General features: G+C 57.6%; 11 protein-coding genes and 4 pseudogenes. 7 read left to right on the top strand and 8 right to left on the bottom strand.

Annotated elements, in window-relative coordinates:
- Nucleotides 1-1,000: 1,000 nt before the first annotated feature.
- The 3 genes from AKN83_RS35030 to AKN83_RS35020 form a co-directional block, all read right to left on the bottom strand.
- Nucleotides 1,001-3,229, bottom strand: a complete 2,229-nt coding sequence (locus AKN83_RS35030) for a hypothetical protein (RefSeq protein ID WP_050399944.1) — start codon at nucleotides 3,227-3,229, stop codon at nucleotides 1,001-1,003.
- Between the two features lie 607 nt (nucleotides 3,230-3,836).
- Nucleotides 3,837-4,178, bottom strand: coding sequence for a hypothetical protein (locus AKN83_RS35025; RefSeq protein ID WP_244522217.1), 342 nt, complete (start codon nucleotides 4,176-4,178; stop codon nucleotides 3,837-3,839).
- 280 nt (nucleotides 4,179-4,458) lie between these two features.
- A complete protein-coding gene (locus tag AKN83_RS35020) occupies nucleotides 4,459-5,697 on the bottom strand; it encodes a cytochrome P450 (RefSeq protein ID WP_050399942.1) in 1,239 nt (412 codons plus the stop codon).
- Nucleotides 5,698-6,629: 932 nt separating this feature from the next.
- On the opposite strand from AKN83_RS35020, the gene AKN83_RS35015 reads away from it, so the two are divergent.
- Both AKN83_RS35015 and AKN83_RS35005 read left to right on the top strand, forming a co-directional pair.
- Nucleotides 6,630-7,508, top strand: coding sequence for a radical SAM/SPASM domain-containing protein (locus AKN83_RS35015; protein ID WP_083992383.1), 879 nt, complete (start codon nucleotides 6,630-6,632; stop codon nucleotides 7,506-7,508).
- A 1,632-nt stretch (nucleotides 7,509-9,140) separates the two neighbouring features.
- Entirely contained in the window at nucleotides 9,141-9,590 is a 450-nt protein-coding gene (locus AKN83_RS35005; RefSeq protein ID WP_050399940.1) for an RICIN domain-containing protein, read from the top strand.
- A 278-nt stretch (nucleotides 9,591-9,868) separates the two neighbouring features.
- Here AKN83_RS35005 and AKN83_RS35000 read toward each other — a convergent pair whose 3' ends face one another.
- The 3 genes from AKN83_RS35000 to AKN83_RS40250 all read right to left on the bottom strand — a co-directional run bounded on the left by AKN83_RS35000 (nucleotide 9,869) and on the right by AKN83_RS40250 (nucleotide 12,432).
- Nucleotides 9,869-10,639: a hypothetical protein gene (locus tag AKN83_RS35000; protein WP_050399939.1), complete on the bottom strand. Its 771-nt coding sequence runs from the start codon at nucleotides 10,637-10,639 to the stop codon at nucleotides 9,869-9,871.
- Nucleotides 10,602-11,468 carry a nodulate formation efficiency C protein gene (locus AKN83_RS34995; RefSeq protein WP_244522216.1) on the bottom strand — a complete coding sequence of 289 codons (867 nt, stop codon included), beginning with the start codon at nucleotides 11,466-11,468 and terminating at the stop codon, nucleotides 10,602-10,604. Before AKN83_RS34995 ends, AKN83_RS35000 begins: the two co-directional genes overlap by 38 nt.
- A gap of 748 nt (nucleotides 11,469-12,216) precedes the next feature.
- Nucleotides 12,217-12,432, bottom strand: coding sequence for a hypothetical protein (locus AKN83_RS40250; RefSeq protein ID WP_157113714.1), 216 nt, complete (start codon nucleotides 12,430-12,432; stop codon nucleotides 12,217-12,219).
- 116 nt (nucleotides 12,433-12,548) lie between these two features.
- On the opposite strand from AKN83_RS40250, the pseudogene AKN83_RS39045 reads away from it, so the two are divergent.
- The 3 genes and pseudogenes from AKN83_RS39045 to AKN83_RS34985 all read left to right on the top strand — a co-directional run.
- Nucleotides 12,549-12,755, top strand: a pseudogene (locus tag AKN83_RS39045) (IS630 family transposase); the annotation flags it as partial.
- Nucleotides 12,756-13,607: 852 nt separating this feature from the next.
- Nucleotides 13,608-14,552 carry a hypothetical protein gene (locus tag AKN83_RS34990; RefSeq protein WP_050399937.1) on the top strand — a complete coding sequence of 315 codons (945 nt, stop codon included), beginning with the start codon at nucleotides 13,608-13,610 and terminating at the stop codon, nucleotides 14,550-14,552.
- 217 nt (nucleotides 14,553-14,769) lie between these two features.
- Nucleotides 14,770-15,090 (top strand): hypothetical protein, encoded by a 321-nt coding sequence (locus tag AKN83_RS34985; protein ID WP_050399936.1) that lies wholly within the window; start codon nucleotides 14,770-14,772, stop codon nucleotides 15,088-15,090.
- A 346-nt stretch (nucleotides 15,091-15,436) separates the two neighbouring features.
- Here AKN83_RS34985 and AKN83_RS42170 read toward each other — a convergent pair.
- Nucleotides 15,437-15,664: pseudogene (locus AKN83_RS42170) on the bottom strand (ankyrin repeat domain-containing protein); the annotation flags it as partial.
- 434 nt (nucleotides 15,665-16,098) lie between these two features.
- On the opposite strand from AKN83_RS42170, the gene AKN83_RS34980 reads away from it, so the two are divergent.
- Nucleotides 16,099-17,082 carry an MBL fold metallo-hydrolase gene (locus AKN83_RS34980; RefSeq protein WP_347336851.1) on the top strand — a complete coding sequence of 328 codons (984 nt, stop codon included), beginning with the start codon at nucleotides 16,099-16,101 and terminating at the stop codon, nucleotides 17,080-17,082.
- Between the two features lie 453 nt (nucleotides 17,083-17,535).
- A pseudogene (locus AKN83_RS41570) lies at nucleotides 17,536-17,628 on the top strand (DUF3892 domain-containing protein); the annotation flags it as partial.
- A 54-nt stretch (nucleotides 17,629-17,682) separates the two neighbouring features.
- Here AKN83_RS41570 and AKN83_RS39025 read toward each other — a convergent pair.
- Nucleotides 17,683-19,237 (bottom strand): annotated as a pseudogene (locus AKN83_RS39025) (ISL3 family transposase).
- Nucleotides 19,238-19,290 lie beyond the last annotated feature (53 nt).

Below are 19,290 nucleotides of genomic sequence, written 5' to 3'. Positions count from 1 at the left end.
CGAGGAGCGCGAGGTATTATTTCTGGACGGGAATCTGGATGATTATCGGACCGCTAGCGAATCGAATCCGTAAAGAAAGTCAGAGACGAGAGGCTGAGGCTAAAGGGTGCGAGAAAGCGCGACATCTCTTGTCGCGCTGCTCGGAAGCAGCGTTCCGCGGCATCTATAATGCCTGATCTGGGTGGCCGGCGGGGGAGTTGATCGGGTAGCGCACGTCGACCATCAAAGTGTCCGCCGAGATCTGTACCGTCTTCAAATTCGTCGCACTTGTCGTCGGAGGAAAGCGAGGCATTTCGCTCGCCGATAGGCCACTATGCCCCCGTTATAGTCGCCAGAGCTTCCCGCTCGAATCCGCAAAGGCCAGCGGAGCACAACGAGCTTCCCGCCACGCCGACGCGGTCGTGGCCGTCACAGGATCAGTGTTTGCAGAGAAGCAGCTCCGCCCTCACCGGCTGGGACACTCCGAAGAACGAAAAGCCCTAGCACCTTCTGGGGGCCTGGAGGCCGGGATGCTAGGGCTCTCGTCGCCTTATCCAAGTGAAGCAAACGGACAGGCGGGCTCATTGTGCATTGCGAAGTCGATTCGTCAAACCAGAGCGCATGGTTTTCTTTTGGCATGCCAACCATCGAAGCAATCCCTCTGGAGGTTTACTTGTCAGTTGGCGGCGCACATGCCGGCCTTTCGCAACGAGCGCGACGGCATCCGGCCGTATCGTCTTCGGGATCACGCACATGTTTCTCCGGCTGCCGCGCTCAGCGGTTGGCTTTCGGCGCCACCAATGGCCTCATAGTGAGAGCTTACTTGCCCGTGATCGAAAATGATCCGGCTCTCCGGCCAACGAGCCTCTCGTGGATTTGGTGCGTGTTCTCTTCCTCCGAGCTCCACCCGTTGGGGAGGCGGAATCTGAAGAGCCCGGTGCGGCTCAGGCAATCCGCCGAGCCGACCTGGAGGCATGAAACCTGCCATCGAACGGCATACTGCCGCAAGACAAGAAGCTCACTAGATTCCCAGTCGCCCCATCTGCGCTGACACGTGCCCAGCATCGGAAAGGTGGTACAACGCCTGGCCGCCAGCTGCGGTGCTCAACAATGACTTGCAAAACGCAGGTGTGAGCTTGCCGCGGTGGATCACGACGTTATTGTACCCCTCGGCGGCTCGAGCGTTCTGCCAGTGCCGATTATAGCCGCGCTGTTCATCGGACTTCACGTGGCAAGCGGCGAAGTCACGGTCCCCCAGCATTAGCAATTGCCAGGCATGTACCGGCCGCTTGGTATGGATGTGCAGCCACATCGGGCTTGGCCTCGCACCACTGCTCAGCGCCTTGGGCTGCAGCTTGACCTCGAACAGCTTCCCTGGCTCTCCCTGCAAGGCGCGCGGTGGATCGACTGGCGCCAACTCCCCCGCCCCCCGCAATTGTTCAAGGTACCTTTGCGACGGAAACCCATAGATCTTCATGCAATCGCTCGTTATTGCGGCCTTTCGCAAGTTCAATGAGTTTGCCTGCCCCTGCACCTCGGACCGCATCGCCTTGAGCCGAAATATTTTCTCGTGCACTTCGGGCACTTGCATCGGCGTGAGCAGGCCCCGGCGGCGAGGCTCCTCCAGCGCGACTACACAGGCCTCAATCTCGGCAGCCTGCGTCTGCAAGCGCTTGCTGACGAGATCCAAGACGTGGTCGGCGTCCTCGGGCTTCATCTGGCGCGCTTGCGAGATGGCACTTTGCTGAGCCGGTAGATCAAATTGCACCAGCTCGTCCAGTCGCTCGAGTAATCCCGCCAGCGCTTTCCTGGAGGGCGGAGCCTGCCACATCTGGAGGTGCTCGGTAGCAGAGGTTGACGCGCTCGCGCGTGCCTCCTCCGCGGTCGCGAGTTTTTTGGTACCGAGGTCCGAGAGCACGATAACCTTGCCGGTCGGGGCCGTGGCGGCATCGGGCCTGGCGAGTTGCGGCTCGGGCGGGCGCGCCGTCGAACTCCCCTCGCCTGCGGCCGCTGCGCGCTTTCCTTTGCCCTTTCTGCGCGCTCTGCCGCTTTCGCCCACCATGGCGGTATTTTCCGGCAGCGCAGCCCAGGCCGGCGGTTCAAGTGTGGCTGCCAATTTTGGCTGCACTGCCAGCAACCGCATGACTTCGTTCGCCGTAAGCCACGCACTTTCCACGATCTGGTCCAGCAACTGCAACGGAAGGTCAGCTCCTGATCCGCCTTCCCTCAGCGTGGCAACCATGGAACTCACCCCTGAAGCGAATTCCGAAAGCCGCTCCATGACACCTTCCAGAACGGCGCGATGCTCGGCGTCGAGCGGTGCCCCGTTGCTGTTCAGAACGGCATGGCCGGTCGAGACGAATGCTGGAAAAACATCTTCGATGAAGGTCCCGAGCAGACGCACCCGCCCGTTCTCGTCCATGAGGGCCTCGTGCGCGTCTGGTTCCAACGTGCTCGCTTGCGAGTCAATCAGGAGCTCCGCGAGAGCTATCCGGGTTTGCAGATACATGCACTTCGTATTGAGCGCATGACCGGTATGCAGCCTTAGCGCGGCCTCTTCGGCCTTGCGCATCGCGGGCGTAGCGCTTGGCAAGTCCGCAGTGGCTGCGCAGACAGATTGCATCCGCTCCAAGCGCACCGTCTTCTTTCCCCACCACACCATGTGGGCCGCATAATGTTCCGCCACGCTTGTAACCGAGCGGCTCAGCTGGTGGGGCGTTGCGATGCCTTTCAACCTCTCGAGGCATCTCAACGCTTCTTTTCTCTTGTTCTCCAGTTGGTCAACAATCTGCCTGGCCACGGTGTTACATTGGGTGGCTGCGTCAAGCACGTCATCGCGGAGACGGCGGGCCCGATCGTCGGGCAGAATGCGACGCGCCAAATTTGGGGGCAGATCGGCGTAGTAGTCCAGAGCTGCTGAGCCTGCCCTGACGACTTGGTCGATCAGCTCTTGCGCCTCGGGCAAGTCCCGGGCGCGCATGGCCGCTTGACGACAAGTTTCAAGCTCCTCAAGGAGACTCTCCAATCTTTGCTTTGCTGCTCTGATCTCGTGCCGCGTTGGCGCCACCATATCTGAATCTGGTGGCTGGCTCGCGAGCGGCACGGCCCGCTCCTCCGGCCCGGAGCGCATCCGCTCCACGACGGCGTCGAAGGATTGACTGCGTTCCCCCGGCACGACGCCGAGTTCCCCGGCGCTGTCGGCTGCTGCCGCCCCAACATGCGATTTCCCGGATCGGCCAATGCCCGTCATGCTTTATCTCCGATTAAGTCGACGATGTGCAGCCTGCCTGGATAGACCGCTTGGCTGACGAGTAGCTGACCAAGAGCGTTCTCCAGGGATACGCAAAAAAGCGTATGTCGCCTGTGGTTTCATTTCCCATCGCAGCTCCTGTGTTGCTGAAGTGGGGGATGACCGCGTATGTTGCCGGATAATCAGCTGAAGCACATGACCACGGACTGACCTGTGCTGGTCGTGATCTGCTTTTGCCGAATGCGATAGTACCGGCCGCGAGGCGATCCCTGATCATCCTGCCTCCTGGCCAGTGGTGTGTTCACACGAACTGGACGAAGCCATCCAAGTGCTGGAGAGCACCAGGCAACGCTGTGGTCGGGCAGAAATTGGCCAGCGAAGACTGATCAAGACCTACGGCCGCCCGGCACGCGTCTCACTATCCGGCAAGGAGACTTCGAGAAGAGTTTACGAAGCCAGCGGCCACGCACCGCCCCTGATGAAGCGTAGAAAGCCGATCAGCAACAGCATTAGCCCGGGCCGAAGCGAGCAGAACCGACGATGCGCAGGTCTTTTGCAACTACATCTCGGCGAAGCTGGTACCCATGCAGGCTCAGTCAGATCAGCCTCATAGACATACGGCAGCGAGCGTACCAAGCGCACCGAGCATCAACCCGATCAGCGAACCGGTCGTCGGAACGTCTCTAAAGAGGAGAAGAGTGAGTATCGGCTCCACCACCAGAATAGCTCCCACCGATATTGCGACAATGATCCAGATATTCTTCAGATGCATGTAGCCCAGCGCGTATCCGAAAACGAGAAGGATGCCACCGAAAGATATCAGGAGAAACATCGGCGGGAGCATTGTCACATCCCCGCCCGCCTTTCCAAACCGCCTTGAGGCAATCAACTCGGCGATGATCAAAATCGCTTCTCCAAGGAAAACCGCTGCCACCGCTACAATCTTCAATATCAAGCTCGTCGGCTGTCCATGGCGGCCCGGATATGGGGAAATCGGAGGGCACCGTTGGCGTTGCTTTTTCGCTTGTCCCGCGCCTGCACGGCGCCGGGCCGGCTCACCTGTCGCTCCTTACGCGGGCTCGTCAACGCCTGCCTGATTACCGACAGGCTCGCGACATGCAGCGATTGTTTGGCGCCGATCACGCCGCTTTCGCTAGCGGCGTCAACGAATGCGGTTCAAGACGAGCCCAACCGCACCGCGTGCCGCCTGCCGCCGACGCGATCAGGGACTAGGCTGCAATCCGCACTGGGAGTGAGGAATAGCCGTGCACGAAATTAGATGCGATTCGCTCGGGTTCGCCGACAACGCTTACGTCTAGCCCGGCACGCAATATTTCGTCCCAGAGGATATTCAACTGCAGTTGTGCAAGATGCCGACCAACGCACCGATGGATACCAAATCCGAACGATAGATGCTGCCGCACATTCTTGCGGTCGATCACAAAGCTGTCGCCATTCTCGATGACTTCTTCATCCCGGTTGCCAGAGATATACCACATAACGACCTTGTCGCCTTTGCTGATCTGCTTGCCACCCAGAATGCAATCTGCCGCCGCGGTGCGGCGCATATGGGCGATCGGTGTCTGGTAACGAATAATCTCAGACACGGCGCTCGACACGAGCGCAGGGTTATCGCGCAGTTTTCGCAGCTCGCCGGGGTACTGATTCATGAATAAGACGCCGCCGGTCATCGAGTTGCGGGTGGTGTCATTGCCTCCGACGATCAGCAGGATTAGATTGCCGAGAAACTCATCCGGCTTCATATGCCGCGTGTCGGGCGAATGTGCCATCAAAGAAATCAGGTCCAGGCGCGGCTCGGCATTAATGCGCTCGTTCCAAAGTCGCGTGAAATACTCAAGACATCCGGACAGGATTGTCCTTCGCTTTTCCCAGCTGTCGATGGCATGGCCGGCTCTCGGAGGCGTAACAGCTACATCTGACCAATAGGTCAGGAGCCGTCGGTCTTCGAAGGGAAAGTCGAAGAGCGTGGCAAGCATCTGCGTCGTCAGCTCGATCGAGACCATATTCACCCAATTGAACGGATCATTGCGCGGCAACCCGTCCAGAATCACCCTGACCCGCGAACGGATCAGACTTTCAAACTTCACCAGGTTATCCGGTGCAACTATCGGACTTACGGTATTGCGCTGCCCGGCGTGTTTTGGAGGACCCATCTTAATGAAGCTCGGGGTCCAGTGCTCGTCAGGCACATCGACGATCGTGACACCCTGTTCTGATGAGAATGCCTTATGGTTTGTATCCACCGCGACAATATCGCGGTACTTCGTGACGGACCAATAGGGGCCATAGCCGCTGTCTTGGCAGTAGTGAACGGGATCTTCCCTTCGCAGCCGCTCGAAGTACCCCCATATGCTATCATCCTGAAAGCGCTTGGCTTCGCTAACATCCAGCTTGCTCAGCGGGATACTCGACGCCTCATCGGCTCTACATGCCGATCTCGCTTTCATGATGGTCTCCGCAGATTTTGTTCATTCGAGAGCATACGGGTCCGCATAGTCGCTCTCCACGACCGCCCTGATGTGTTGGTTGCGAGCATGTCCTCGCTCCAACAGAGTATCTCAAACCGCGAGCCGGCCCCTCCTACCATTTCTGGCAGGACAGATCGCATTGACTATCCAAGTCGATCCAATCCAGTGGACCTTAGAACCATCACGGCAACGCTGGCATCGCCCGAGATCGACTATATCGTTGCTCGAAATCAAATAGCTGACTGCCACCATAGCTTTCCAGGTCTTGAAGATCTCAAATGCGAGCCTCTTTACCTCCTCACGGCCGCATTGAAGCTATTTTTGGGCCGCAGCGCGTGCGGCGACAATCATTAGCGCTGCTCATCTTCCATGACACCACTTAGCCCTGTCCCCCCGAGAGTACGCAAATGTTCTGTTCGACCCGACAAACGCCTGCTTGATCCAACATCCTGGCGGGCAGCCCAGCAACTGAACGAGACAGGAGCTCTCGACGACGATCGTCTCCGAGACTACGATGCTCAATCGCCATCCACCCAGTTCATGCTCGCGGAACCATTGGCAAGGACGATGGCTTGCGACAAGTAAAACGGATGGTCCGGACCCTGATACCGTCATAGGCAGAACTCCAAACAGCCCTTTCGCCCGTTCAGCTTCTGATCAGCATCGCCGCTGCTCGGCAAGCTCTGCGCGGACCATTGCGACGAGGAAGCCAAGCTTGGCACCCGGCTCACGCTAAAGATAGACGAGGATATCAGTGACAGCGAACGGTACTATGCGCAGTCAGCACGTAGAAAGCGGTATTCGCCCCCGAGAGATCGGTGCCACGTTCAGCAAGCGCGTTGTCGAACCCGGCGCATTGCCGAGCGCCCCTGCTCTCCTTCCAGCAGTTCCACCTGAAAGGATCAAAGAGAATGACGGCATATCCGACGACGTTGCAGAATCTGCGCGCGGCCGATCCTGGTAGCAAGGTATTGGAGATAACCACGACCACCGGCTGCATCGTCAGATGTTCTTATTGCTCCCAGGACAAGTTTGCAGATCGCCAAAGGCTCGTATCCCAAGCCAAGCATCTGGGTGTTCAGGATTTCAAGCAATGTCTCTCACGCGTACCGAGAGCTACCGGCATTAGTTTTGCCGGATATTCGGAGCCGTGGTTGCATCCGCATTGCAGCACAATGGTTGAGCATGCTTACGCACGCGGCCACGACGTCCGGATCTTCACGACCCTTGTTGGAATGAACGGAACTGACGTTCGGCGCTTGCAAGTGCTCCGGTTCAAGACTTTCGTCGTTCACGTACCCGACGACGGCACCTATATGAACAGCCGCCTCGTCGGAAAAAACTACATCAATGTCATGCGCCGATTGATTGAGGCAAACATTCCCTCAATTCAATTGGTGGTCCTGGGTAAAATCCATCCTGATCTAGCCGACGTAATCCCCGCCAAAAAGCTACAACGCTTGCGGCCGCTGAGTAGCAGGCGAGGACGTATAGATCCGAGAATGATCACCTCCCGGCAGCCGACCGCCGGCACTCTGACATGCAATGGGAAACAGCAGCATCGGAATGTTCTGCTTCCAAACGGCGATGTTACTTTGTGCTGCATGGATTTTGAGCGGCGTCATGTCCTTGGGAATCTTTTGCGCGACGAGTACGAAGATCTGTTCGAAGGACGGATATTTAGCGAAATCGCCGACCGCATGAACGGTACGGATGGCTTTCTGCTGTGCAGGACGTGTGAATTCGCCAAACCGGAGCCGGAATGTAGGAGCCCTGCCCGCGCGCTGTGAGAATGGCCATACCGATGGAAGCGCGCCGCACCAGCTGGACTAGTGCCAGAAGGCGGATCAGAGTCGCGCTTCGGCGAAATGCACGACCGGGGACCGGCCCTTAGGAGAGCTCCAAGAAATGTGTTGCGGGGGCCCTTTCCCCGCACAGAACAATATTGGCAAATCCGTCCCTCCATGGCCTGAGCTGTTTCAGCCACTTATCCGACTCGCCTTACGCTCCACTTGAGGCTGCGCCTCACTTGTGACTCAGGTACAATATGATGTCCAGGGGATGGACGCGGACGGGTGATGAAGGAGTTGATCCGAGACATCCAACGTTTGCTCGCACGCAAGTCCGTCGAGGTCGAGATCACTCGACTTTGCAAAAATAAAAACGTGTGCTGTCTCGATCAAAAAGAGACCAGCGACTTGATGATCCGCATTATCAGCACAGCGCAGTCTGTCACTCGCGGCTCCAAAATTGCAGGGTTGCCGACGACTGGAGCTCCGCGAGATGGATGGTTGGATAGTAACGGTCGCCATCGAGCATGATGACGACGACGACGCATTCAGGCACGTAACCTACGCGGTCGCGACTGCTGACCCTGCAGAAGCTGTGAAGCTGTGGCGCTGTGCGCCTGAAAGATAGCGGCGGCAAGGCTGCAATGCTAATCTGCCCGATCGAAGAAGAGCAGGTGCAAAGGCTCGGCTTACAGCCCGGGGAACTAATCGCGATCCACGATGACGAGATTGATCCGATCAACTCGCGCTCGCAGCGGCACTAAGCGCGTTTGTTTCTTTGCCCGACTTCAATCATTTGCTTGACGTGATGACGGGCATGTCCCAAAGCTGACACTGATTGACCGCGAGAAGCCTAGGGGCGCTGTGAAAGCACATCGTCTTCCCTCGAACATCCAATGACCGTCTGGCACGCAAGTTGCTGAGATATCGACGGCTTGGGTGCTTCTACGTTAGTGACCCTTACGAGACAACCAAGCCCTTTCGTAATCCAACTCGCACGGGCGGCGATCCACCCCACCGCCCGTGCGTCTTTTCCCGCGACAAGGCAGCCAAGCTCCAACTCGCGCGGGTGGTTCTTCCCGTAACCCCGTGCGTCTTTTACGGTTGCTCGGTCTCAGCCATCCATCACAGGGAATCATGCCCTGGCCCGCGAAGAGGCTCTGACAAAGGCAATAGCGGCGCTTAAAGAATGGTCCGAGGGAAATATCCCGATGAGCGACGTGCTCGACGCGATTGTAGAGCTTCACGAGACTTTTTCGCCACCCGAGCCCCCAAAGCCAACAAAGCAGAAGAGTCATTCATAGCATTCCGCTCTCTATTGCTTGGGGGCGCACACACCAAGAGCGAGATGCAGCCGTGATGGCGCGCTCGTGCGTGCGGTTGTCGAAGAGCTATTCCGGAGAACCTGAACTCGCGACGTCTATCTTCATTTTGAAGGCTGGCCAAAGTACGTGATTTTGAATATCGGGCTCGAGAACAGCGCAAGCGTTGCTCGACTAGCCTCTTCCCAGAGCACAACGCAGCCGTGGCATGTCATTTGCTCAGATCACAACGAAGGCTCAACCGCCCAAACCCTCTGCGTGCTGGACAGGACTCGCCTTCGCAAACTTACCAAACCAACAGGAGGCAAACATGGGTCTGTACCTTATCGAGTACAAACAAGACCGGCACTTCGTGCTCGGCGTGAAGGATCAGCAAGACGGTGCGGCGGTCGTGCTAAGAAAGAAAGACACGCCCCTCCGCTACGTTCTCTGGGACCTCAATTTCGATACTGGAGCGATTACACTGAACTCGAGCGGGGGCAATCTCGCGGTCGGCACCGATCGCGTCGCGCCGGAGGCTCTCCTCTCGCTCAAAGTGTATAACCCAGCCATCCAAAGTCAGCGGTGGGAATTTCTCAAGAGTCCCGGCTTCATCCTTAGCCTCCCGGATAACAGTCTGTGTATCGATAATAAGAGTCGTGGCACGAGTGACGGCAACCCGGTTTGGCTGTTCAAGTTCAACGGCTCGCCCGCGCAGCAATGGAACTTCGTTCCCTTGATGAACCTGCGGGCCTTGGAAGTTGCGGAGAATGCGGCCTGACGCCGTTCGGCCGCATTTAACGCGACAATTAACGGTACGCGACAATGCGGCGGCGAGCATTCCGGTTGTGAATATTCGCCGCCACAGAACCGGACGCAGCGCAGCCGGCGACTCAACCCTAAGGTCGGCCGTTCGCGTGGTCACCAACTGTGTCGGTCTGCGCCCACCAACTCATTGACCTCTTCTCCGCTCGGAGGCGTCTGGATAAAGTTGGCTCCTTGTACCGCCATTGGCGGCGCGTTCAATGCTTTGGTGGCACACCACACCTCTCGATTGGACTAATGTCCCCGAACTCTTTCCGTCCGCGAGGCGCTCCAAACTCTCAAAGCCCGGGGTGTGAGGCTTGCACTGACAAGTTCCCTCCAGGACTTGCGCACGTTGATCCATCGGATTTTACGTGCGGGCAACGTATCAAGCAGCTTCTGCGCAAACGGTGCGAGGCGCGCAGCATCGGAATCGGGGTCATTCTTGGCATCTTCAACAACGCCTAGAGCGACCTTTTCGGACCGAGTCCACCCCGATTCAGTGAACCTGCTCTCCGCGAAATACTCAAAACAGCTCCGGAACGTCAATGCACGGCCAATGATCGTCTGGTTTGATAGGTTCGTCTCACTCAGCCACTGCCGAAGATAATCACACCACGCTCGGCCGCCAAAGACGAGAAGATCATGACCTTCGAACACCAGAAGCGTCGCCATGCCGGCAGTCTCGGTTCGCACCTCTTCATCCTGTCGGTCGAACCAGCCCCGGATTGCCTGCAATGGTGTTGCCGGCTGGCTCGCCATCGATATCTGTGTTGGGCCGGCGCGATGGAACTGGACCACGTTGTCCAACGGGGGTATGCGCGGCCAAGGCCTCCCCTCCGCGTCCCATAAGACCCAGCGCTCGGCGATCTTTCTTGCCTCTTCAGGAGACTGGGTTTGCCAAAGCTCCTTGAGTGCCTCGTTAACGTAGTGGGAGACGTCAGCTTTGAGGCCGCAGGTGCGGGCTATCTCTGCGAGGCGCCTGGCATCAATGAGCCGCGCCGCGAAGTTGTTCTCTGCGTTCATTTGTCGAAGCCTTTTGCGCCTTCTCGCCGTCCGTGTACCCTTCATGTTCATTCGGCTTGATGCAATCGAACCAGGAGCCCGGGGGTAATGCCGCGATACGCGTGGCAAAGAAGGATTTCGCCTCCCAATCCTGTCCCTCTCGTTTCTCGAATGCGATGACCCCGTGGCGGATGCAAAAATCGGGACCAGGGATATTGCAGTTCACCAAGAGCACAACGCACCAAGAATCACCTTTGGTGGTCTGCTCCTCATTGACCTTCGGCGAGTAATCCACGCCAACCGAGTCAACGATCGTACAGGAGCCGAGCCGCAAGAGATCGCCCAACTTGCCTTGTACCGCCGTCACGAAATTGAAATTGGTCTGATCGTGGAGGAAGCGACGGTTGACGTCCTTCTCGCTGTCTTTGATTTCATCGGCGATCAAGGAGAGTGCGAATGCACGCCAGCCTAGTTCTATCGGTTTGGCATAAGGCGAATCAATTTTAATCGTCTCGTCGGGCGCGGTCTTCCAAGTGATTGCGTATTCTTCGTGCAACCTATTGTCCGCGTGCCTGGTCCAGGAAAAGAGCACATATTCCGTTCCGTTGGCGCCTCTGGCGACACCCCACATGCGAGGGACGAAATGCGCCACCTTCGAGACGTTCGCGATGATTTTTTCAGCGCTCTCGCCATCTCGCGCTCGCCAGGTTGATTTAACTTTGTGCGCGAGCGGATCGTCGTGCACGAGCGGATCGTACTTGGCGCGAACAAGGCAGCTCATAATGGCCGGCTCAACCAGGCTGATCAACAATAGACCGAGACAGGACCAAAGCGCGGATCTTCCCACCATTTTCATCACCCCTGGGACTGTATGGCCTTATCAAGACATCTTAAGCCGACCAGCTCATACGATCCGAGCGTTGGAAGTTAGCGGCCGCCTGACCAGACGCCCGTCGGTGTCGGCCGAGCGGACGCCGTCCCGCGCCTCAAGTCACGCGCCGCTAACTCCGCTGGCCAGCCAAAGCTTCAACTTGCGATGGTAGCCATACCCAAGGGAGGGCGCCCTGGGTAGCCTGAAGAGCTGCATTCTTTGTGCCAAACAAAGCCCTGCAATTTGCACCGTAGTTGTGACAGCTTTGTCTGCTTTCCGACTTGTTTGTCATTCTTGTCACCTGGGGCTATCTCACGTGGCTTGATGTCAACGTCGCTCCTAGCAATCCGGCGGCGAGTACGTTCCGCCAATGCAAGCCGCCAACGCAAGGATCAATCAAGAAGGTTTGAGTTGCCGTTATCGACGCCGCTTGGGTCCGCGCCATTGCCACGATCTTCGCGTCCAAACCTGGTCGCGCTTTTGGCTTCTGGCCAAAGCTTCGAACGCAGCTGCTTGACGCTCCAACGCAAGCACGTTGCGTTCCTGGAGCTTGAGAGTGGCGTTCGCCAGTTCTACGTAGCGCCCCACATCCGCGATGATGCGAAACTTTTTTTCCAGGCGCTCCGTTTCAACATCGAGAAAGTCTTCGGCTTCAACCGGATAATCCGGTCCCGCGTTCGAACTTCTGCGCGGGCAATGGCACGTATCAACCTGCCATCTTCCCAATTCATGATTGGAGCACCCGCGCTTTTAACATCGCGTCGGCTATCGGGCGTAAGCTGTGGAACTCGCGGCGTTTTCTCTGTCCCGAGCCGGTCAATAATCTTGCGACCATTTGCCGGATAGTTTGACTCATGAACGGTTTCGCCAACCAGCCGAGTGCACCAACTGCAAACACATAAGTCGCAAACACACCGAGCGCACTCCAAACAGCGATTTTCATTCTGGTACTCCCTATTGCGTGGGCCGGTTCGATACGTGTGAGTAAACCCAATATGGCCAAAGGCCGTTCGCAGGGCTGCTACCGGAATCGGTAGGGACCTCGTTTTGAAGCGCCCACGCTGGTTCGCTGAACTCACCAGAAAGCAAATCCAGCGAGGTGTTCACACCTCGGTCAAACAGCTCGAGGCCGACATCCGTACCTTCATCGACCTGCACAACAAAAATCCGAAGCCCTTCAAATGGACCAAGTCTGCTGACCAGATTTTGGCTTCCGTCAAACGCTTCTGCCACAAAGCCCACCAGACTTTATGTGGTGAACTTTAGATTCACGTGACTAGCCTTGCCGAGTTTGATGCATGTTTCTTGGGTATCAGACGGACACCAGCGGGGAATAGTGGCACAATGACACCTCCCTACGGTTCATCAAGCAGTTTGCCGGAAACGTTAGAGCCGGCGTAAAACTGGCGAACGTTTTCCGGTCAAGCTCCTGACGACAAGGAGATTGGCACAAAGCCTTCGCGCAAAACCGAAATCGCACAAGCCTTCCTCCGCTGACCCGGACCTAAACACTCTACGATCCTTGGCCGCCAAAAACCCCGAAGTCCTCGAAAACTTTCACCAACTGGGGCGCCGGCTGGCCGGTGCGCTCATACAATCGGGCCACGTCGAACGCGCGGCAATGCTTTCGGTGTCCGTGGATCAATTCGACTAGTGAAGGTGGCCGCAGCGGTGCGCCCACCTCTTTTGACGCAATTGGCTTTCAATCTCGCAGTTGTCCGGCACCAGGTTCTTCGCATTTGACTGCCAATGTCGTTGCACGGACTGCCGGCGATCACCGTCATGTGCGTCAATCAGCTTAGCCCGCTCTGTTCAGTAGTGCCTGCCCGCTTCGCTTTTTGTCGCAGTCTCCCGTGTCTGGTTCGGTACTTTGAGGTAAGGAGTCGGACCTTGCCAGCATGAGCGACCCGAGTCTGGTGCTAACCAGATGCTTTCCTCGCGCTCGAATACAACTCCTGTGTGGCACACCGTTTGCTGAGTCAGCGACGGGATCAAATTCGTGCGGTCGTCAATGTCTCGCAATCGCGAGATGACACTCAAATGAGCCACCAGACAATGTGAGTATCATCCCTGCTCACACCTGGACGACCGACACCCACCAGAATTGAGAGGAACGTCATGGCCACCACAATCACAATCAACGTGCAGAACAACAGCCCTGCGCTTCAGAATTTCTTCTTCTTTCAGCAACCGGCGATCTACACCGGCGGTCCCGAGGTGTACACCAACAGCCTATACTCTCAAGCGCTGCTACCCTTCGAGACGTCAGGAGCCATCCTGACATTCTCGCTGGTGATACAAGACTACGCCGGCGTCCAACAACAGGTGACACCGCCGACCGTTGGCAAGCCGTCCGGACAACTCGCGGCCTCACAGGCAATCACCGTAACCCCCGCGGCCGGCGGAACGCCCACCAAGAACACGACGACCATGACCGTCAATCCCTCTCTTGGGCTATCGCCGCCGGTTTCCACGCCGGGCCCGCAGGCTGGCTCCTTCCGCATCATAACGCCGGTCTTTAACCCGACCTTGGAGAACTACAATGCCGGCTCTGCCTTACGAACTCTAACTGGCGGTGTCACACTCTCGAATTTCGTCACAGCCCAACCAAACACCAATTTGGACTGTCAGCCCATTCGCATTTTCTATGTTCAAACCGGCAACTATACGGCCGGCACGGTGATGAACTTCACCGCATCCTCGGCCACGGCGGCCGTTTGCGACGCCACGCCAGGATATTCAACCTTCAGCGTCGTGTACAATGCTAACGGTACGTGGACGGTCACGCCTTACGCGCTCGTCCGCGGGGCTAATGGCCGCGGTAGACTGGTCGAAGGTGCGACCGCTGTAAATGCCGAGGTCCTAAACGAAGCTGGTACAGCTACAATCTCGACGGGCTACGTTGCGGACAACGATTTCAGTCCTCCTATCCTCGTGCAGAATTTGAGTCACCCCGCAGTGATCAACGTGCTTGCCGACTATCAAGTTGGCCCTATCGGCGGCCCCAAACTTGGCACCACGTGCATCGAGAAGCAGGGAACTTCCGCTACGTTCGCCCCCTAGGCGGTCGCGCCGTATGAAGCTAGCGGAGAATTCTTGGCGGGTACGCTGCATGCGCCACTTGTTCAGCCGCACCAGGCTGGCTTGATCGGTCACATTGGGCTCACGATGCCAGGGACATTGAAGCACATGCCCTTGGTTGGACCACGTCAGAGCAAGGTACCGGCAACATCGTCTGCCGGTACCTATTTTCAGATACTACGCTGGCAAGGAGATCGTAATGACAATCGAAACCGAAATAAGTGATGAGATGAACCACGCATCCGACGCGTTTCAAGACCTCACTAGGCGAGCGATCGCAACGCAAACTGAGTTTTCGAAGAGATACCTCGAGACGTACTGGCACTGGCAAGAACGCATGCAGGCCGAGACGACGCAACTGACGGATCTCTACAAAAAGGTGTTTTCGACGCTTTCAACGGCCGATCAGATAGGCATCTTCCAAGTTTGGATGAAAGGTGCCACACAGCGAGCCGCGCGGGATTTGATCTATTCAATCGAATCCGCGAAGGCTATCGCGAAGGTCGAACCCCTGGCTTGAACGCTCCAGTCTGCGGATAGTACTTCCTCTACGCTCACCAGCGAACCGCGGTGGCATTTTGGCCTTTTGGCTACTCCGTTTGCTTTCAGTTGTGCGGCCAATGAAGCAATCGCCGTTAGCAAAACAAAGAAGCCGGCGGCGCGCTATCCGTCTGGGGCATCCGCACGGGACGAAACGGTGTTGCTTGGTGCGCCCGCATTGTGGGACATCAGTCGGAAGTTACCAGGGGAAGCCAAACGAAATGCCCCTCCACCGCAGTGGAAGGGGCTGTCGTGGTTCAGACGGCGGATTGCCGCTGCTTCGATCAGTTTGATGATCACCATGTGGCCCTCGCCGGCCGCACAGATCAGCGCGGTGTCCCCAGAGTTGTCCCGGGCGTCGACGGCCGCACCTTTGGCCAGCAGGGCCTTACGATCGAGATATGACCGAACACCGCCGCTAGGATCAGGGCCGTGTGGCCATCGCTGTCACGGAGCTCGAGAGCGGTATCCTTGGCCAGCAAGGCCTCGACGATCGCGGGATGATCGCTGCAGGCCGCCCAGATCAGCGCGGTGTTGCCATCACTGTCCTGAAAGTCAGTTCTGTGCCTTCGGCGAGCATGGTCTTCACGGCCGCAAGGTTAAGGTCGTGGAAATCCCCGAGCGTTTCGACGGCCCAACGAAGAATTCGGATGGATCAACACTAGCCTTGCGGCCATCCGCTCGATGAGGTCAATCGTCGGGTTCTTCGATTCCCGCTCAAGACTGGCCAAATATCAGCGGTCAATCCCAGCGTTGTAAGCCAATTGCTCTTGCGAAATGCCGCATTCTACACGGATCCGACGCAAGTTCCAGGCAATGAGTGCGCAAACTTTCATGCAGCGAAGCATGCCGCTGCTCAAACAATCAGACCATTGGTTATGACCCAACGATTAGCATGGCTAGCGGGTGAGGAGTGGTAGACAAGAGCATACAGCCGACCGCAATCCAACGCCTCAACATCTGAAATCTTCGCCAATAAAGACGCGCAATGGTCGATCGCCCGCTTGACGCAGATCAAGGCAAAATCATCGATGCTGGAACAGTTTCGCATGGTGACGCAGATGGCTGTCGAATTAATACCCAGGGATCCATGATGAACAGCGAAGCTACACGTCAACCTGACGTGAAAGGTTTCTTCGATACCATTACGGGTACGGTCAGCTATGTCGTGTCGGATCCCGATACGCGGCGAGCAGCGATTGTCGATTCAGTACTCGATTATGACGCGAATGCTGCGCGTACGCGCACGCAATCTGCAGATGCGATTGTTGCCTATTTCAAGGAGAGACATCTTGTTCAGGAATGGCACCTCGAGACACATGCTCATGCCGACCACCTGTCCGCGGCGCTTTATCTAAAGGAGAAACTGGGCGGCCGGATTGCAATCGGCGAGAAAATTGCGATCGTCCAGGAGACCTTTAGGAGGATACTTAATCTCGAGCCCGCATTCGCGACCAATGGCAGCCAATTCGATCACCTGTTCAGGGACGGTGAGACGTTTCGGATTGGCGAACTGAAAGCTCGCGTCATCCACACTCCTGGTCATACGCCCGCCTGTCTGACGTACCTGATCGGCGATACCGCGTTTGTCGGCGACACACTGTTCATGCCGGATTGTGGAACCGGCCGATGCGACTTCCCGGGTGGCGATCCTCGCGAGCTTTATCGCTCGATCCGAAAGCTGTTCGCACTTCCGGCGCACACGCGGCTTTACGTTTGTCACGACTATCGGCCGGATGGGGGCGCTCCGCTCTGGCAAACTACGGTCGCAGAAGAACGCGAAAAGAACGTCCACGTTCATGATGGCGTCAGCGAGGAGGAATTTGTTGCGATGCGCCACGCGCGCGACGAGACGCTCGACTTGCCCGTGCTGATCCTGCCCGCCTTGCAAATCAACATGCGGGCGGGTCGGTTCCCAGCGCCCGAAGACAACGGCGTCAGCTATCTGAAGATACCGCTGAACCACCTATAGCGGGTTTGCGAGGGATTATTGGAATTTGCGTAAGGGCAGTGTTGACCCGAGACGAGATCCTCACGCAGGAATCAAGGCTAGCTGGCCCTAGACGGGCAGCACCTGCGACGACTCAGCTACGGTGAAGGGATAGTCCAGACTACGAACGCTCAATGGCGGCGGCGAAAGTCGAAGTAGTAAGAAAATCCGTTGGGGATTACCATGCCGGTTCGAGTCCGGCCGCCCGCACCATCACGGTAATCCGACCTCGAGACTACTTCCGAGACCTGGGCGTCCAGCTTTCGATCAAGTCAGACCATCACACGTCAGGACGGTAAGTGTTCGACCGTATTGACCAAGCCCCACAACATCTTCGTGCACTCGATAGATGCGGTTGCCTCCCATCCAATCGTTCAAGCGCCCATCATCACTATCTCGCTCGCCTACACGCGCGAAGGGAATGAGAGCTCCTAGGTTGGCGTACGTGAGAGTGCCGCTGGCAACAAGTCCCTGCAAACCTATGCCGACGGCATCTGGAAGGACGATCTCCTCGCGCTCAATGAGTGTTCGTGTCAATCGGCTTGCAAATGTGGCTCTGACGCAATTTTGGTGCAGCTCCGATTATTCTGCGCCGATTAGTCTCGCTTGAAGCAGATCGATTTTGCCGCGGCCGTACATTTGGCGTTTGATGAGCTTGAGGCGCGTGATCTGACCTTCAGTCTGGCCGTTAGACCAGGGCAAAGTGATTGCTGCTCGGACCGCCGTTTCGTCCCTGGCGACGCCGCTGGCGAACGAGACGACGAGACTAGCGCGGGCGCGCTCGATCCACGTCATGAGACGCACCTCGATCTTGCGGCGGATCATCATGTGGAATTCGGCAATGATCTCGCGTGCCTCGACCAAGGTTGGCACGCCAGCTTCGATCGCCACGACCGTGACGGTCTCCGCTTTCGTGAGGGAGTCCCGCCCGATTGTCATGAGGCGCGCGATCGTCCTGGCCGACGGAATCCTCTGCAAGTTTTGTGTCGGCGCTTTCCGCTCGTCGTCTGCGGGTGGCCCACTCGCTGATGACGCGGAGCGAGCCTCGGAATCCAAGCCCTGTTAAGCGGCGCCACAGTTCAGCTCCATTGCGGCAGCCGGACGCCCACTGCTCGTCCAGCCATGGCAAGTGCAGATCCAACGAACTTTGCCGGGTTCGGAAGACGTCGTGACATTCGCCGCGGACCACCTGTCGTATCAGCTTCCTGCTGTGGCCGGTCTGACGCACAATCTGCTTGATAGGTATGCCGTTCTTCGACAGTGCTAAGATGGCCGCGTTGGTCTCCTCGCGGCGCAGATAACCCTCATACTGAAGGCGTTCGGCGGCCGTGAGCAGCTTGGGGTTGATTGTGGTGGCGCCGATGACGGTGCGTATCTGGCGCATCGATTTGCGTACGGCGTCGAGGAAAGTCCGACTGGCGTTCTCCATCAGATCCCAACGATCGGCGACCTGTACTGCATGCGGTAGAGCCTTGGCTGCCGCTTCGCCATATCCGCCGCCACGATCACGGGCGACGATTGCGATCGTGGGATGAGCAGAGAGCCACGCTTGGGCAGTTGCCGGTTCACGATCCGGCAGCAGGGTGACCACCCGGCGCCTTTCCAGGTTGCAGATGATGCTGGCGTATCGGTGATTGCGCCGCCAGGCCCAATCATCAACGCCGATAACCTTGAGCGGGTCAGTTGGACGACGGCTACGGCGCCGAACTACCCGAAGAAGCGTATCTTTGCTCACCGGCAGCATCAGCCGCTTTGCAAAGCCTGCTGCAGGTCGACCGCCAAGCGCCAGACCGAGGTGATGGACGATGGAGTCCAGGCTTGCCGTACGTCGCGCCGATGGCGCCAGTACGCCTTCGGCGAATCGCTCGGTGAAGATTTGGCGCCCGCATAGAACCGCGCCACAGCGAAAGCGGCGGGCGATTACCAAGAGCTGGACGATCCGCCCCGAGAGCGGCAGATCGGTCACGCGGCGTCGATAGCGGCGATGGACACTTCGGGAAACCGTTCCGCAAGATGGACACAGGCCGACGCTTCCGGACGCCCGAACCACAACAATGGCCTTATCACCCTCGTAGTAAGCACTCTCTACAACAAACCCACGCTGCACCAAACTGGAGCGGTGGAGTGCCTGCTGCATGGCGCTGATTCTCCTCCAATCAAAGCGCAGACATCCCGCAAACTGCATCAAAA

This window comes from Bradyrhizobium embrapense (assembly GCF_001189235.2).
In the GTDB taxonomy this organism is placed as follows: Bacteria; Pseudomonadota; Alphaproteobacteria; order Rhizobiales; family Xanthobacteraceae; genus Bradyrhizobium; species Bradyrhizobium embrapense.
This window is presented reverse-complemented; position numbering and strand designations above follow the sequence as displayed.

Excerpts from the sequence above, each read along its gene's own strand:
- AKN83_RS35030 (WP_050399944.1), bottom strand. The coding sequence starts at position 3,229 with ATGACGGGCATTGGCCGATCCGGGAAATCGCATGTTGGGGCGGCAGCA.
- AKN83_RS35020 (WP_050399942.1), bottom strand. The coding sequence starts at position 5,697 with ATGAAAGCGAGATCGGCATGTAGAGCCGATGAGGCGTCGAGTATCCCG.
- AKN83_RS35015 (WP_083992383.1), top strand. The coding sequence starts at position 6,630 with ATGACGGCATATCCGACGACGTTGCAGAATCTGCGCGCGGCCGATCCT.
- AKN83_RS35005 (WP_050399940.1), top strand. The coding sequence starts at position 9,141 with ATGGGTCTGTACCTTATCGAGTACAAACAAGACCGGCACTTCGTGCTC.
- AKN83_RS35000 (WP_050399939.1), bottom strand. The coding sequence starts at position 10,639 with ATGAACGCAGAGAACAACTTCGCGGCGCGGCTCATTGATGCCAGGCGC.
- AKN83_RS34995 (WP_244522216.1), bottom strand. The coding sequence starts at position 11,468 with ATGGTGGGAAGATCCGCGCTTTGGTCCTGTCTCGGTCTATTGTTGATC.
- AKN83_RS40250 (WP_157113714.1), bottom strand. The coding sequence starts at position 12,432 with ATGAAAATCGCTGTTTGGAGTGCGCTCGGTGTGTTTGCGACTTATGTG.
- AKN83_RS34990 (WP_050399937.1), top strand. The coding sequence starts at position 13,608 with ATGGCCACCACAATCACAATCAACGTGCAGAACAACAGCCCTGCGCTT.
- AKN83_RS34985 (WP_050399936.1), top strand. The coding sequence starts at position 14,770 with ATGACAATCGAAACCGAAATAAGTGATGAGATGAACCACGCATCCGAC.
- AKN83_RS34980 (WP_347336851.1), top strand. The coding sequence starts at position 16,099 with ATGGTCGATCGCCCGCTTGACGCAGATCAAGGCAAAATCATCGATGCT.